The organism is Streptomyces caniscabiei, assembly GCF_014930365.1.
Lineage (GTDB): Bacteria > Actinomycetota > Actinomycetes > Streptomycetales > Streptomycetaceae > Streptomyces > Streptomyces caniscabiei.
Genome location: NZ_JABXWI010000009.1, coordinates 220,841 through 236,552, shown reverse-complemented (window position 1 = coordinate 236,552; position 15,712 = coordinate 220,841). Strand labels below are relative to the sequence as shown.

General features: G+C 71.4%; 12 protein-coding genes. 8 read left to right on the top strand and 4 right to left on the bottom strand.

The window, feature by feature from the left end:
* Positions 1-33 precede the first annotated feature (33 nt).
* Complete coding sequence (locus HW837_RS25325; RefSeq protein ID WP_196789368.1) at positions 34-525, top strand: hypothetical protein; 492 nt, start codon at positions 34-36, stop codon at positions 523-525.
* A 30-nt stretch (positions 526-555) separates the two neighbouring features.
* On the opposite strand, the gene HW837_RS25320 is transcribed toward HW837_RS25325, so the two are convergent.
* Positions 556-1,470: a DUF4231 domain-containing protein gene (locus HW837_RS25320; RefSeq protein ID WP_045557848.1), complete on the bottom strand. Its 915-nt coding sequence runs from the start codon at positions 1,468-1,470 to the stop codon at positions 556-558.
* Positions 1,471-1,622: 152 nt separating this feature from the next.
* Here HW837_RS25320 and HW837_RS25315 point away from each other — a divergent pair, with 152 nt between their 5' ends.
* The 5 genes from HW837_RS25315 (at position 1,623) to fxsT (ending at position 10,338) form a co-directional block, all read left to right on the top strand.
* Positions 1,623-1,910: a hypothetical protein gene (locus tag HW837_RS25315; RefSeq protein ID WP_218162081.1), complete on the top strand. Its 288-nt coding sequence runs from the start codon at positions 1,623-1,625 to the stop codon at positions 1,908-1,910.
* A gap of 103 nt (positions 1,911-2,013) precedes the next feature.
* The gene (gene fxsBH, locus HW837_RS25310) at positions 2,014-4,179 is read left to right on the top strand and encodes a radical SAM/SPASM protein FxsBH, inactivated beta-hydroxylase extension form (protein WP_193380047.1); all 2,166 of its coding nucleotides are present in this window, start codon (positions 2,014-2,016) and stop codon (positions 4,177-4,179) included.
* Entirely contained in the window at positions 4,172-4,954 is a 783-nt protein-coding gene (locus HW837_RS25305; protein WP_237270354.1) for an AAC(3) family N-acetyltransferase, read from the top strand. Before fxsBH ends, HW837_RS25305 begins: the two co-directional genes overlap by 8 nt.
* A 111-nt stretch (positions 4,955-5,065) precedes the next feature.
* Complete coding sequence (locus tag HW837_RS25300) at positions 5,066-6,403, top strand: TIR-like protein FxsC (RefSeq protein WP_159040885.1); 1,338 nt, start codon at positions 5,066-5,068, stop codon at positions 6,401-6,403.
* Complete coding sequence (fxsT, locus tag HW837_RS25295) at positions 6,400-10,338, top strand: FxSxx-COOH system tetratricopeptide repeat protein (protein ID WP_193380048.1); 3,939 nt, start codon at positions 6,400-6,402, stop codon at positions 10,336-10,338. Before HW837_RS25300 ends, fxsT begins: the two co-directional genes overlap by 4 nt.
* Positions 10,339-10,365: 27 nt before the next feature.
* Here the strand turns inward: fxsT and HW837_RS25290 are convergent, their stop codons facing one another.
* The gene (locus HW837_RS25290; protein ID WP_045557845.1) at positions 10,366-11,277 is read right to left on the bottom strand and encodes an alpha/beta fold hydrolase; all 912 of its coding nucleotides are present in this window, start codon (positions 11,275-11,277) and stop codon (positions 10,366-10,368) included.
* Positions 11,278-11,567: 290 nt separating this feature from the next.
* Between HW837_RS25290 and kstD the strand changes: the two genes are divergently transcribed.
* Positions 11,568-13,367, top strand: a complete 1,800-nt coding sequence (gene kstD, locus HW837_RS25285; RefSeq protein ID WP_193382441.1) for a 3-oxosteroid 1-dehydrogenase — start codon at positions 11,568-11,570, stop codon at positions 13,365-13,367.
* 10 nt (positions 13,368-13,377) lie between these two features.
* Here the strand turns inward: kstD and HW837_RS25280 are convergent, their stop codons facing one another.
* Positions 13,378-13,845, bottom strand: a complete 468-nt coding sequence (locus tag HW837_RS25280) for a GNAT family N-acetyltransferase (protein WP_177261769.1) — start codon at positions 13,843-13,845, stop codon at positions 13,378-13,380.
* Positions 13,846-13,893: 48 nt separating this feature from the next.
* Positions 13,894-14,574, bottom strand: coding sequence for a cyclase family protein (locus HW837_RS25275; protein ID WP_234442522.1), 681 nt, complete (start codon positions 14,572-14,574; stop codon positions 13,894-13,896).
* 71 nt (positions 14,575-14,645) lie between these two features.
* Between HW837_RS25275 and HW837_RS25270 the strand changes: the two genes are divergently transcribed.
* Positions 14,646-15,569 carry a LysR family transcriptional regulator gene (locus HW837_RS25270; protein ID WP_045557841.1) on the top strand — a complete coding sequence of 308 codons (924 nt, stop codon included), beginning with the start codon at positions 14,646-14,648 and terminating at the stop codon, positions 15,567-15,569.
* The last annotated feature ends 143 nt before the right edge of the window (positions 15,570-15,712 follow it).

The window sequence follows — 15,712 nt, the reverse complement described above, 5'->3', positions numbered from 1 at the left end:
TGGAGGAACACGGCCACGGAGGTGAGCGCACGGATGCCAGGGCCCGTGACCCGGATCGGTATCACCGGACACCGGGAGATCCCGGAAGCCGCCCTGTCCGCCGTCCGCTCGGGCATCCGGGCGGAGTTGCGCGGCCGCCCCTCCGGCACCCGGGCCCTCAGCAGCCTCGCCGCCGGGGCGGATCAGCTGTTCGCGGAGATCGCCCTGGAGAGCGGTCTGCAACTGACCGCCGTCATCCCGGGCATGGACTACGAGACCCACCTCGGCGACGACGAGGTCCGCGCCGCCTACCGCCGTCTCCTCAAATGCTGCGCCGAACGCGAGCAACTGCCGTACGAACGCACCCACGAGGAGGCGTACTACGCGGCCGGCCGCTACATCGTCGACCACACCGACCGCATGATCGCCGTCTGGGACGGCGCCCCCGCCCGCGGCCTGGGCGGCACGGCCGACATCGTCGACTACGCACGCCTCACGGGCGTCCCGGTGACGGTCCTGTGGAGCCCGGGCGTACGCCGCGCCTGATCCCCCTGCCCCGTGGGTGCCCTCCCCGCGTCAGGACCCGAACCGCACCAGCCAGTCCGTGTGCTGCGGCGAGACCAGCCGCTCGGCCTCCGCGACCGCGTCGGCCCACCCGTCCTCCGTGACCGTGGTGGTCATGGTGACGCGCAGGGTGTCCAGATCCTGTTCGACGAGCTTGTGCGCGTACGTCAACGGGCGGTGGCGCCGTACCTCCTGCCAGGCGACACCGGCCGCGGCGGCCGCGCTGAGGACACCGGTCGGGTCCCAGCGGCTGCCGATGACCCCCAGGGCCCGGGCCACAGCGGTGACCAGGGCCACCGCGGTCAGGGTCGTGGTGACGCCCGACCAGCGCACGGACGCCTGGTGCGCCTGCCCGGCCTTGCCGCCGTACCAGGCCAGCTGGTTCAGCACCCGGTCACGGAGATAGATGTCGCGCCGCGCCGCGAACGCCTTGGCGCGCACCGCGCGCATCCTCGGCGTGATCTGCCCGAGCCCGAGCTCGGTGACGGACTCGCGGGGGTCCTCCCACCCCACCTTGCGCAGCTCGCTGAGCCGTTCCTCCAGCCGTTCGGCGAACATCGCCTCGGGATTGACGAGTCGTGAGGGGAACGGTCCCCCGTGGACCATGAACTGCCAGGCCAGCGACTTGACCACCTCGGCCGCAGCCCGGTGCGCCTGCCACTGCGCCCGCGCTCGGCGCCGGGACACATAGACACCGATCCCGATGGTCAGGCCGTACAGCACGGCCGCGACGGCCGAGGGCACCCGGCTCCCGACCCGCTCCGCCAGTGACGCGGTGGCGGTCGCGAGCAGCAGGACGACCAGTTGCATACGGACGACCTTGAACGACTCACCCTGATGGGTCACCGCCTTCTCATCGCACACCTGGAACAACGGCGACAGATCTCGATCACTCACCGTAGTGCTGGGGCCGGGCGTCGCAGCCATGCAGACCTCATACGGATGCCGGGAAGTCAACGGAACGGTCATGCTCTCGTCAATCTTGAATTCGCGCCAGGCCGCCTGGCGCGGAACACGGCGAGGACAGGCACCCTTTACCCCCGGAGGCGTGCATGGTATAGGGCGTGCATGATAGAACCATGCCCTACAGTGTCGTCCGAACCTCAATGACCAGGCCCATGCCACGGGATCTCGTCGGCAAGGGACTGATGACGCATTGGTCTCTTGAGGAGGACGAGAAATTCATGAACGTTATGGGCACGAAGCCGATCCGCCGACCGGGCGCGACTCGACCGGCCACCCAGCGGACGGCCACTCTCGCGACGATCGACACGCGTGAGCCCCGCGTCCAGCGGTTCACCGGTCGCGTGACAGAGGTTCGCGAGGCGCGCCCCGCCGGAGCGGGCGAGTTCAACTCGTCCATCTAGCTCACGAGCATCACATCCGAGACCCCAACCTCCTTGATCATCAAGGACGTTGGGGTCTCTCTCCGTCTCCGCCCGGTCGGGTCGGCGCGTACACTCCGGGAAAGTGACGGACTTCCGCGGCCAGCGATCGATCCAGCAACTGGTCCTCAAGGTGCACAGCCGCTGCGACCTGGCATGTGACCACTGCTACGTGTACGAACACGCCGACCAGAGCTGGCGTGGGCGGCCGGTGGTGATCGCCGAGGAGACCCTCGGGCAAGTGGCTCGCCGGCTCGCCGAATACGCGGCCGACAGCGAACTGGAATCCGTCGCCGTGATTCTGCACGGGGGAGAACCACTTCTCGCCGGACCGGCCCGGCTACGGCACATGTGCGAGGAACTCACCCGGGTATTGTCGCCGGTCACGACTTTGGACCTGCGCATTCATACGAATGGCGTACAACTGAACAAGCGGCACCTGGAAGTGTTCCGGGAATTCGGTGTGAAGATCGGAATTTCGCTCGACGGCGACCGGGTGGCGAACGACCGCCATCGGCTGGACCGTCGAGGCCGCAGCAGCTACGACCGGGTGCTGCGAGCGATCGGGCTCCTCTGCCTGCCGGAGTACCGGGACCTCTTCCAGGGTCTGCTGTGCACGGTCGACGTGGCCAACGACCCGGTCGCGGTGCACGACGCGCTGACCGCCCTCGAACCGCCCCGCGTCGACTACCTCCTCCCGCATTCGACGTGGGACAGCCCCCCTCCCGGACATGGCGGGGGGACGCCCTACGCCGACTGGCTGCTGAAGATCTTCGACCGCTGGGTGGAACAGGGACGCCCCATGCCGGTCCGGACGTTCGACTCGGTCCTCAGCACCCTGCGCGGCGGCCCCAGCCTGACGGAGGCACTCGGGCTCGCCCCGTCCGACCTCGCGGTCATCGAGACCGACGGCACCTTCGAACAGGCCGACTCACTGAAGACCGCGTACGAGGGCGCCCCCGCCACCGGCTACGACGTCTTCCGCCACGGCTTCGCGGAGTTCGCCGAGCACCCCGGCGTCCGCGCCCGGCAGCTGGGCATCGCGGGCGTCAGCGAGACCTGCCGTCGCTGCCCGGTCGTGGAGTCCTGCGGCGGCGGCCTCTATGCCCACCGCTACAGCGCCGAGAAGGGCTTCGACAACCCCTCGGTGTTCTGCTCCGACCTGCGGGGCCTGGTCGAGGGCATCGCCGAGCGGATCACCGAGCGCGCGCTGCACCCGGCGGTCGCGGACACCGAAGACCTGCGACTGGCCCAGCTGGAGTTGAACAGGACCCTGCTGGCCCGGGTGAACTCGGAGCTGTCCGGCCACCCCGACTGGGACGCGACCTGGGGGCTCCTGGTCGCGCTGGACTCCGACGCCGCCGCTGCGGCCCATCTGGACACCGTGCTCGCCCACCCCTACCTGCGCCCCGTGCTGCTGCGTGCCCTGGAGGGTCACACCGACCTCCCCCGGCTGGCGGCGACGGCCGTGGCGGCCTCCGTGCTCGCGGAGACGGAAGCGGCCCTCACCTGGTGGCAGCCGGACCGGGACCTCCACCTCCCCACCCTCGGGACCCTGCGCCTCTCGGCGCCCGGGCGGGTCGAGTGCGTGGTCACGGCGGACGGCCTCCAGGTGACGGGAACGGATCAGGACGGCAGGGAACTGCACGTCGAATGGCGCCCGTTGCGCTCGACGGACCTCACGGACGGACCACTGCTGCTCATCGACGACGCCGACCCGTACCGCGACTGCTACCCGGTGCCCGTCGCGACCCCGCTGAGCCCCAGCGACCTGGCCCTCTTCGGCAAGCGGCTGCGCGCCGCGTACGACGCTCCGGAGACGGACGCCCCGAGCCGGCCGCCCGGCCCCGACGCGTCCCTCTGCACCACGATCACGCCCCTCGCGGCAGGCGCCGGACTGCTGCTGCCCGGAACGGACACACCGGGCGCCCTGGGCGTGGCCGTCGACTTCGAGCCCGAGGAGCTGGCCCGCGAACTGCCCCGGCTGCTGCGGCGGTCCAGGCTCGCCGCCCTGCGCCAGATCGCGGACCTGAACGTGCCCGGTACCGGTGCCGGACGCCTCCTCGACGAGGCGAGCGAGGCCATCGGCCGGGCGACAGCGGCGACCGACCCGGCCGCCCGCACCGAGGAACTGCGCCGGGCCCGCGACACCATTGACCGCCTCACCGATTTGCAGGATGCCCAACTCACCGAGTCTGGAGTTCACTTGGCAGAGGAACTACGAAGAGAATGGGTGACGCTGCATGGGTGACGCCACTCGGGAGGAGGGCCTCGCGGCCCGGCTCCGCGACGACTTGGCCGAGTGGGGCGTCCGCCCCGGCGGCGTCCTGATGGTCCACTCCTCGCTGAGCGGCACCGGCCTCGCCCCCGTCGCCGTACGCGACGCGCTGCTGAGCGCCCTGGGCCCCGGCGGCACCCTCGTCGTCCCGGCCTTCACCCCGGAGAACTCCGACACCTCCCGCGAGTACCAGGCGTTCACGGAGGGCATGACCGAGCGGGAGAAAGCCGAGTTCCGGGCAGGAATGCTGCCGTTCGAGAAGGACGCCACTCCCTGCCCGGCGATGGGCGCGCTCGCCGAGTGCGTGCGCAGCACACCGGGCGCCGTGCGCAGCGCCCACCCCCAGACTTCGTTCGCCGCACTCGGCGCCCGCGCGGCGGAGCTGCTCGCCGACCACGACCCGCAGTGCCATCTCGGCGAGCGCTCCCCGATGGCCGCGCTGTACACGGCGGGGGCCCAGATACTCCTGCTGCGCGTGGGGTTCGAAGTCTGCACGGCGTTCCACCTCGCCGAGTACCGGACCAGCCCACCCCCGCCGACGCGGACGTACCGCTGTGTGCTGGAGGAGAAGGGCAACTGGTTCGAGTACGAGGATCTCGCCCTGTTCGACGGTGACTTCAGGGAGATCGGAGCACAGGTGCCGCGTGAGCTGCTCGGGGTGGGGGAATGGGCGGGGAAGCCCGCACTCCTCCTGGACATGCGGGACGCTGTCGACACCGCAGCTCGGCTGATGTCCGGATATCGCTGACAAATGACGTGAAACAAGCCATGCGGTCACGGGGGTGGTCGGGCACATTGTTGGTTCCGGCCAGATGACTCTCCGGCGGGGGAACAGAGGGCATCGACAGGCGGGGGGCGCGTGAACAGACATGTACGAGGGCGAGGCGCACCGGACAACCGGCCCTATTTCTTTCTGAGCTATGCCCACACTCCGTCCGGGCCCGACAGCGGGGACCCGGATCACTGGGTCTACAAGCTCTACAAGGATCTGTGCGCCGACATCCTGGCCATCACCGATCTGCCGGCGGGCACCCCCGCGGGCTTCATGGACCGGGAGATGCGCTCGGGAGAGGGCTGGCCGGTCCGGCTCAGCGACAACCTGGCGCACTGCCGGGTGTTCGTGCCGCTGTACTCCCCGCGGTACTTCAGCAGCGAGGCCTGCGGTCGGGAATGGTTCGCCTTCAGCGACCGCATACGCCAGGCCCGGGACGCCGGCGCCGGCGACATCCCGGCGATCGTGCCGGCGCTGTGGAGTCGTGTCGGCATGGACCGGCTGCCCGAGTCGGTGCGCCATCTGCAGGTGGAGCGCAACGCGTTCGGGGAGCGATATCTGGACCACGGGATCTATGGACTGATCAAACTCCAGCGGCTGCGGGACGAGTACGACGAGACGGTCTTCACGCTCGCCCAGCGCATCGTGCAGGTCGCCGAGGAGACGCCGCTGCCGTCGAGCACCCCCCGGCCGTTCGAGTCCACGCCGAGCGCCTTCGCTCCCCCGGGGGACGGACCCCGCCGTATCCATCTGACGGTGGCGGCCCCCGCCCGCCATCGGGTCCCGGAGACCCGGAAGAACGGCCGCTACGGCGAGAGTTCCCTGCAGTGGAACCCCTACGGCGACGAGACACCACGGTCCATCGCCACGCTGGCGGAGGAGCTGATCCGGTCGCTGGACTACCGGATCACGGTGTCCGACTTCGACAACGAGGATCCGACCACCGACGAGCTGACGGCCGGCGGGCCCGACGAGCACCCCGGGGCCGAGGAGCCCGAACCGGGCCACCCGGCGATCCTGCTGGTGGACTGCTGGGCGGTCCTCGACGAGGACCGGCGGCGCAGGCTGAAGGCATTCGACGCGAACGCCCGCCCCTGGGTCGGCGCGATCGTCCCCTGGAACCACAGCGACGAGGAGTGCCACGGCGCGGAAGGGCGGCAGGTCAAGGCGAAGCTGGAACGCACTCTCCCCCTGATCCTGGAGCGGGGGCGCCGGACCGACTGCCGGATCGCGGCCAACGGCGTGCCCTCGCTCCAGGTGTTCGCCGACGTGCTGCCGGCCCTGGCGGCGCACACGACCCGCCAGTACCTCAGGCACGCGCAGGCGCATCCGCCCGAGGGCCCACAGTTGCCGCAGCCCCGCCTCATGGGCCCCACCTACCCGCAGCAGCCCGCCGCGGGTTCCGATCACGGAGGAGAAGCATGACGGCCGGGCAGCGTGGACGGATCATCACCTTCTATTCGTACAAGGGTGGTACGGGCCGCACGATGGCCCTGGCCAACACGGCATGGATCCTCGCCGCGAACGGCAAGCGGGTCCTGACGGTCGACTGGGATCTGGAGGCGCCGGGGCTGCACCGCTTCTTCGAGCCGTTCCTGGACCCCAACGTGCTCGCCGCCACCTCCGGCGTGATCGACATCATCACGGACTACTGCTGGGCCGCGACCACCGGCGGGCCACGTCCGGGTGCCTGGCACCGCGACTACGCCCGGGTCGAGGACCACGCCATCTCGCTCACCCCCGAGCGCCTCAACCTGGCGTTCCCGGAGGGCGGTTCCCTCGACTTCCTGTCGGCCGGGCGGCAGAACCGCGAGTACTCGGCGACGGTGTCGTCCTTCGAGTGGGACAACTTCTACGAGCGGCTGGGCGGAGGCCTGTTCCTGGACACGCTCCGCGAGGACATGAAGGCGTCCTACGACTACGTCCTCATCGACAGCCGGACGGGCCTGTCCGACAACGCGGACATCTGCACCATCCAGATGCCCGACGTGCTCGTCGACTGCTTCACACTCAGCGGCCAGGCGCTGGACGGCGCGGCCGCCGTGGCGCACAGCGCCGAGAAGGGGTACGGCAAGCGATGGATCCGGGTGCTGCCGGTCCCGATGCGGGTCGACGAGGCCGAGAAGGAGAAAGCCGACGCGGGACGGGCGCTGGCCCGGCTGAAGTTCGAGGGGTTACCGAAGGGAGCCGACCGTGAGGACCTGGCACCCGAGGCGCTGGACGCGTACTGGGGCAACGTCGAGATCCCCTACCGCCCCTACTACGCCTACGAGGAGATGCTCGCCACCGTCGGCGACAGGAGCGGCAACGCGAACTCCCTGCTGTCCGCCTTCGAACGCCTGACCTCGGTGCTCTCCGACGACGAGGTCACCACGCTGCCGTCCGTGCCGGAACAGGTGCGGCTGCGCTGCCTGGAGGCGTTCACCCGGCAGCTGCCGCAGACGCAGGCCGTGGAGGTCCTGGTGGTCCACGCGGCGGAGAACCGTATGTGGGCCGAGTGGGTGGAGGGCGTGCTCAAGCGGTCCGGCTGCCGCGTCACCCTGCACGACGTGGCCACCGGCCCGCCGGAGCCCCCCGCCCCGGACACCCGGGTCCTGCTCCTGCTGTCGCACGCCTTCGACAAGTCCCGTCACGCGGAGACGGTCCGCCAGGCCCTCACCACGGCCGTCCAGAACGCCCCGGCCGCCCTGCATGCCCTGGCCCGGGTGGAGGAGGTCCGGCCGACCGGCGCCTACACCGACGTGGTGGACCTGCACCGGCTCGGCGAGGCGGAAGGCGCCGACGGACTCCACGAGGTCCTGCGTCTGCGGGCCGAGCCCGTGACCGCCGGGGGGGCGGACGCCAGGTTCCCGGGCCGGGCCCCCGACATCTGGGACGCGCCCCAACGCAACACCACCTTCACCGGCCGGAGCGTGATCCTCGACCAGCTCCGGGAACAGCTCCGCGGCGGTATCTCCGTCGTACTGCCACGCCCCCAGGCGCTGTTCGGGCTCGGCGGCGTCGGCAAGACTCAGGTGGCGCTGGAGTACGTGCATCGGTTCATGGCCGACTACGACCTGGTGTGGTGGGTCTCCGCCGAGCACATCGACAACGTGGTGGCCTCGCTCGCCGAACTCGGCTCCCGGATCGGCGCCCCCGGCGGTGACGACATGGCCCTGGCCTGCCAGGAGGCCGTGCGCATGCTGGGCCGGGGCGTGCCGACCAAGCGCTGGCTACTGGTCTTCGACAACGCCGACAACCCCGAGGAACTCACCCGCTTCTTCCCCACGGGCGGTGGCGGGCACATCCTCGTCACCTCCCGGAACCAGGCCTGGGCGCAGCAGGGCGCGTCGCTTCCCGTCGACGTGTTCCTCCGCCAGGAGAGCGTGGAGCACCTCTCTCTCAGGGCGCCCGGTCTCAGCGCCGAGGAGGCGGACCGGGTGGCGGAAGCGGTGGGCGACCTCCCGCTCGCCGTGGAACAGGCGGCCGCGTGGCTCGCCGAGACGGCCACACCGGTTGAGGAGTACCTCAGCGAGCTCGCCGAGCAGACCACCCATGTGCTCGACCTCAACCAGCCCACCGACTACCCGACCACGGTCGCCGCGACCTGGAACATCTCCATCGCCCGACTGCAGGAACGTTCTCCTGCGTCGGTGCGGCTGCTTCAGCTGTGTGCGTTCATGGCGCCCGAGCCGATATCGTCCCGTCTGCTCTACAGCAAGGAGATGCGGGACGAGCTGCGCAAGGTGGACCCCGCCTTCCAGGAGAGCCTGATGGTGGGCCGGGCCATCAGCGAGATCGCCAGGCTCGCCCTCGCCAAGGTCGACCAGGTCAGCAACAGCGTCCAGATCCACCGGCTGGTGCAGGCGGTCATCCGCTCCCAGCTCACCGAGGAGGAGCAGCGCCACGCCCGGCACATCGTCCACACCGTGCTCGCGGGCGCCCGGCCCGACGACGACGAGCCCACCGACAACCCCGAGGACTGGCCGCGGTTCGAGGTGATCTGGCCCCATCTGCGGGCCTCGGACATCCGCAACTGCACGGAGTCGGAACCCCGCCGGCTGCTCATCGACCGTGTCCGCTACATGTGGAAGCGCGGGGACTTCCCGGGCGCCCAGCGCCTCGCCGACGATCTGCTGGTGCACTGGAAGCCCGAACTGGGCGAGGACCACCGGCAGTACCTGTATCTGCGCTGCCAGCTCGCCAACGTGCTGCGCTCGCAAGGGCGTTACGTGGAGGCCGAGGAGATCGACCGGGATCTGCTGGACCGTCAGCGGCGAGTGCTGGGGCCCTCGGACGCGCACACGTACATCACCACCTCGTCCCTCGCGAGCGACTACGCGGCCCTGGGCGAGTACGGCAAGGCGGAGAAGCTGGCCCGCGAGGCACGGGAGGGGTTCAGCCGAACCTTCTACCCCGCGCACCCGCGGACGCTGAGCGCGGCGAACAACCTGGCGCTGGCCCTGCGCATGGTCGGGCGCTACGACGACGCCCGGGACATCGACCAGGACACCTACTTCCGCCGCAAGGACGTTCTCGGCCCCGACCACCCGTACACCCTGTCGTCGGCCTCCAGTCTCGGCCGGGATCTGCGCGAGGTGGGCCACTACACCGAGTCGGTCACGCTGCTGTCGGGGGCGTACGAGGCCCACAAGCGCGTGCTCGGCAAGGACTTCCCCGGCACCCTCAGCTGCGCCAAGTCGCTGGCCGTGTCGCTGAGGCGGGCGGGCGAGTTCAAGGACGCGCACCGTCTGACGCAGGCGACCCGGGACCAGTACCACGCGCAGTACGACGCCCACACCCCCGACTCGCTCGCCTGCGACCTGAACCTGGCGGCCGACCTCTACGCCGCCGACAAGCGGGAGGAGGCGCGCCGGATCGCGCTGGAGGCGCTGGCCGAGTACCGCAAGGTGCCGGGCGAGGAGCATCCGTACACCCAGGCCGCGCTGAACAACCTGGGCGTCTACCACTGGGCCTGCGGGGACGCGGAAGAGGCGGGGCGGGTGTTCCTGCGGGTGATGCTCCGCATGGTCGAGGTGCTGGGTGAGCACCATCCCCACACGCTCTTCTGCCGCACCAACTACGCCAACGTCCTGGCCGAGCAGGGCCGCGCGGAGGAGGCGTGGGTCCTGGAGGAGTCCTCCCGCGACGTTCTGAAGGAGGTGCTCGGAGAACACCACCCGGAGGCCCTGGCCGTCGTCGCCAACTCCACACTGACGCTGCGCGCCCTGGGGCGGGTCGCCGAGGCCGACCGGCAGCGCGAGGCGGTGGTCGCCGAACTCTCCAAACTCAAACGCCAGTTGGGCGAGGGCAGTGGTGTCACCCAACTGGTGGCGCAGGGCCGGCGGGTCTACCGCGACCTGGAACCGCTGGCGGTGTGAGGGCCCCGGCGCGGGGCCGCCCGAAGATCAGACCGACGGAGCCAGGGACAGCAGGGTGCCGCGGAGGAGCCAGCTGAGGACCCCCGGCAAGGCCCGGAGCGAGGCGAAGTGGGCGGCGGCGGGTTCGAGGACAGCGGTGGCGCGGGGGATGCGGTCGGCGAGCCAGGAGGAGTGGGCCGCCGGGGAGAAGACGTCCTTCGCGCCGTACCAGAACAGCACCGGCACCCGTATCTCGCCGGGCTCGAACCCCCAGGGGGAGGTCAGCGCCAGCGCGTCGTCGATCCATCCGTAGGGTGAAGTGCGCAGCGCTTCCTGGTAGTTGCGCAGCAGCATCGAGCGGATGCCGTTGTCGGAGACGATCAGCCGGTCCTCGACGGTGAGGTCGTCGCGCAGTTGCTCCAGCAGCCGCGCGGGATCGGAGCGGATCGCCGCCGAGCGCGGGATCAGCCGGGCCGTGAAGCCTTGCGGGTCGGTGAGCGCGGAGTGGAACTCGTGGACGTTGGACGAGGCCATACCCGCGTACCAGTCGAGTCCGGCGGCGTCCTGCGGCGCCAGCGTCACCAGCGCCGCCGCACGGGTCACCCGGTGCGGCAGCAGCGCCGCGCAGGCCAGGGCGTGCGGGGCGCCGCCGGAACGGCCCACCACCGCGAAGCGGTCCACGCCCAGCGCGTCGGCGACGACGGTCACGTCCTCCACGGCGTCGACGACCCGCCGGCCGGGTCTGCGGTCGGACCCCCCGTACCCGGGTCGGTCGTAGCTGATGAGCCTGGTCCCCCGCTGGTAGAGGAACATCGGCCGCGGCCGGGGGCCGACCCGGCTGCCGGGCATGCCGTGGAACAGGAAGACGGGCCGCCCAGCGGGATCCCCCGAGCACTCGACCCTCAGCAACCGCCCGTCGGGCGCCCGGACATGGGTCGGTGCCCGTGCCAGGTCATACACAGCGCTCCCCCTCCCTCGGCCCGTGGGCCGAGAACACGCTGCCGGAACATTTCCCGGCCGCCCACCCCGCGAAACGAACCGCGCCGACCGCCCTGCTCGCCCTGGGGAGAGGAGGGTCCACGCGTGGTTCGCACCCCACAAGCACCATGCCCGACGCGTGTCTTGACTTCACCATGCCTTCACGTCAGATTCGAGGCTCCGCACACAGCCCGGGGCGTACGGGAGCGTTGTCGCGTTGCCGCCGGGGGATCAGCACCGCCACCCGTCCCTTCGCGAGGCTGGAGCGCCGCATGTCCAAGAGCGCGGATCCTGAGAGACGTACGGGGCCCGAGGCGGGCCCGAGTCGGCGGCGGGTGCTGGGGACGGCCGCGGGGGCCGGGGCCGCGGTCGCCGCGGGCGGCGGGCTCGCGGGGACCGCCGTCGCCGCCGCTCCGCCCCTGCTCGGCACCTACGACGTGGTCGTCGTCGGCTCCGGCGCGGCCGGGATGACCGCCGCGCTCACGGCGGCGAAGCAGGGCTTGAGTTGTGTCGTCGTGGAGAAGGCGCCGACGTTCGGCGGGTCGGCGGCGCGGTCGGGGGCCGGGATCTGGCTGCCCAACAACAGTGTGATCAAGGCGGCGGGGGTGCCGGACACCCCGGCCAAGGCGGCGCGGTACCTCGCGGCCGTGGTCGGCGACGACGTGCCCGCCGACCGGCAGAAGACGTTCCTCGACCAAGGGCCCGCCATGCTGTCGTTCGTCATGGCGAACAGCCCGCTCAGGTTCCGCTGGATGGAGGGGTACAGCGACTACTACCCGGAGCTGCCGGGCGGGCTGCCGAACGGGCGGTCCATCGAACCGGACCAGTTCGACGGCAACCTGCTGGGCGAGGAGCTGGCGCGGCTGAATCCCGCCTATCTGGCCACGCCGGCCGGGATGGTGGTGTTCAGCGCCGACTACAAGTGGCTCGCGCTGACCGCCGTGAGCGCCAAGGGGCTGGCCGTCGCCACCGAGTGTCTCGCCCGGGGCACCAAGGCCGCCCTGCTCGGGCAGAAGCCGCTGACGATGGGGCAGGCACTGGCGGGCGGGCTGCGGGCCGGGCTGCTCGGCGCGAATGTGCCGGTGTGGCTCAACTCCCCTTTGACCGACCTCTACTTGGAGAACGGGGCGGTGACGGGAGCGGTCGTCACCCGCAACGGTTCCGCCGGTCTCGTCCGCGCCCGCCGGGGCGTCGTCGTCGGCTCCGGCGGTTTCGAGCACAACGCCGCCATGCGGGCGCAGTACCAGGAGCAGCCGGTCGGCACGAAGTGGTCGGTGGGGGCCAAGGAGAACACCGGCGACGGGATACGGGCCGGCCAGCGCGCCGGTGCCGATGTCGCGCTGATGGACGACGCCTGGTGGGGTCCGGCCGTCGACACCCCGGGCCAGGCCTGGTTCTGTCTCGCCGAACGCACGCTGCCCGGTGGGCTGTTGGTCAACAAGGCCGGTGCGCGGTTCGTCAACGAGGCGGGCCCGTACAGCGATGTCGTCCACACGATGTACGAGAAGGACACCTCGTCCGCCTCGCACATCCCGGCCTGGCTGATCGTCGACCAGAACTACCGCAACCGGTACCTGTTCAAGGACATCGCGCCGACCTTCCCGTTCCCCGACGAGTGGTACGACGCCGGGGCGGTCCACAAGGAGTGGACGCTCGACGCGCTCGCCGGCGCGATCGGCGTACCCGCCGCCGCCCTCCGCTCCACCGTCGACCGCTTCAACTCCCTGGCCCGGCAGGGCGACGACACCGACTTCGGGCGCGGCGACAGCGTGTACGACCACTACTACTCGGACCCGTCCGTGACGCCCAACTCCTGCCTGGCACCACTGTGGTTGCCGCCGTTCTACGCCCTGCGCATCGTCCCCGGCGACCTCGGCACCAAGGGCGGACTGCTCACCGACGCCCGCGCCCGGGTTCTGCGCCCGGACGGCACGGTGATCCCCGGCCTCTACGCGGCGGGCAACGCCAGCGCCGCCGTGATGGGCCACAGTTACGCGGGCGCCGGCTCGACGATCGGCCCGGCGATGACCTTCGGATACGTGGCGGCGCTGGACATCGCCGGGAAGCTGTAGGGCCGGGGCGCTAGGAAGAGGGACCCGTGTCGTCGAGCCGCAGGTCGATCCACGGGATCGTGTCGCCGTCCAGCAGATAGCGCTCGGTCTCCACGAACCCGTGGTCGAGCGCGAACCGCAGGCCGTCCTCGTTCGAGGACAGGACGCAGGTCTCGATCGTCCGGGCGCCCAGTTCGCGCGCCCGCCGCACCGCCCGCTCGTACAGCTGCTCGCCGAACCCCCGACGCCGGTGTTCGGCGAGCACGCGCGCGATCACCATGGCCGTCGCGCCGTCCCCCTCGGGCGGACGCACGGTGGAGTTGCCGACGAGGACGCCGTCCGCGTGGGCGAGTTCGAGGTGGTTGCGCACGGCGCGCTCGCGGACGTCGTCGAGGGAGAGCAGGTGGGCCGGGATGATCGTGTTGTGGACGTGCCGCCAGGCCTCGAGTTCCTCGTCCCCGGCCGCACCGTCCACGCGCTTGATGTCGAGATCGGTCACGGCGTCAGCCTAGGGCCCCGGACACCGCCCGCGCCGACCGGTTTTCGGCTACGCGTCGAGGAGCGCGTACGCCCGTACCGGGAACGTCCCCATGCCCTCGACGGCCGGCGGCGCGGCGTGGAAACGGAAGCCCCGCGCGGGCAGTTGCTCCAGGCCCCGCAGGTGTTCGACGACGGGGACGCCGGCGGCGAGGAGGCCGGTGTGCGCGGGGCGGGTGCCGTCGTCGGTGTCGTCGATGTTGAGGGTGTCCATCCCGACGAGGACGGCGCCCTGCTCGACCAGCCAGGCCACCGCGTCGGCGGTGAGGTAGGGGTGGCCGTGGCCGTAGCGGTCGGTGCCCCAGTGCCGGGCCCAGCCCGTGTGGATCAGCACCGCCCGGCCGCTCACGTCGTACGGCAGCAGCGCCTCCCGGTCCACGGCCCGGCCGCGGTCGGCGACGCCCTCGACCCGTACGACGACACCGTCCAGGTCGATCAGCCGGTCGAGCGGCAGGCCCGCGAGATCCTGGCCGTCGTCGAAGCGGTGGTGGGGGCTGTCGACGTAGGTGCCGGTGTTGGACACCATCGAGATGCGGCCCATGGCGAACTCGGTGCCGGGGGCGTAGATCTTCCGCGAGGCCTCCCGGGTGAGGTGCTCGCCGATCTCGGGGCCGGGCAGCCCGGGGTAGGTGATCATTCCGTGCCGGATGGGGTGGCTGAGGTCGACGATCCGCCGTGACTTGGTGCTCATGCCACGCATCCTCCCTGTAGTGCCACTTCATCACAAGCAAGATTTACTGAAGCAGCACTACAGTGTGGCTTATGGAACTGGATCCCCGTCGGCTGCGCGTCCTGCGTGCGGTGGCGTTGCGCGGTGGGGTGGTGGACGCGGCGAAGGTGCTGCATCTGACGCCGTCGGCCGTGTCGCAGCATCTGGCGCAGCTGGAGCGGGAGGTGGGTCAACCGCTGGTGGACCGGTCACGGCGCCGGGCGGGGCTGACCCCGGCGGGACGGCTGCTGGCGGCGCGGGCGGAACGGATCGAGCGGGAACTGGCGGAGGCCCGCCGTGAACTCGCCGAGCTGACCGGCCGTTCGACGGGGCCGGTGACGGTCGCCGCGTTCTCCTCGGCGGTGTGCCATCTGCTCGTCCCGGCCCTCGCCGCCCTCGCCCGCACCCACCCGGAACTCAAGCCGAGGGTGGTGGAGGCCGAGGGCCCCGAGGCGCTGCGCGAGCTGCGTACCGGCGGGCTGGACCTGCTCGTCGTCGAGTACGACGGCGACGATCCCGACCCGCACGAGCAGTGGCGCGACCTGGCGTCCGCGCCGGTCGCCGACGACGCGTACCGCGTGGTCACCCCGGCCGACTGGTCACCGACGCCCCGCTCGGTCAGGGAACTCGCCGACCGCCCCTGGGTCACCGCACCGCCCGGCACGGCGTGCGGCCGCGCCCTGGCGCGCATCTCCGCGCAGTACGCCTTCACCCCGAACCGCGCCCACACCGCTCGGGAGTTCCCGACCGCGCTGTCCCTGGTCCGGGCGGGCCTCGGCGCGGCCGTGGTCCCCACCCTGGCCCTCACCGACGCACCCCCGGAGACCGTGGCCCTGCCCACGGTCCCGGTGGCGGGCCACCGCCGCATCGCAGCCACCTGGCCCGCCTCCCCGTCCGGCCCCCAGCCCCGGACTTCGGCACTGGTCGAGGCCCTGAGACAGTCGGCCGAGCACTTGGGACTCACGCCGGCGCCGTGAGGGGGGTCGGGGGGCGGGCGTGACGTGCGGAGCTCTGTCGCGGGGGGGGGTGCGAGCAGCTGAGGAGAGCGGCGGCGGTCTGTCGCCGCAGGGGGCACCGGCCACGGCAGCCTCTGCGGCGACCGCCGCCGTCATCTCACGGC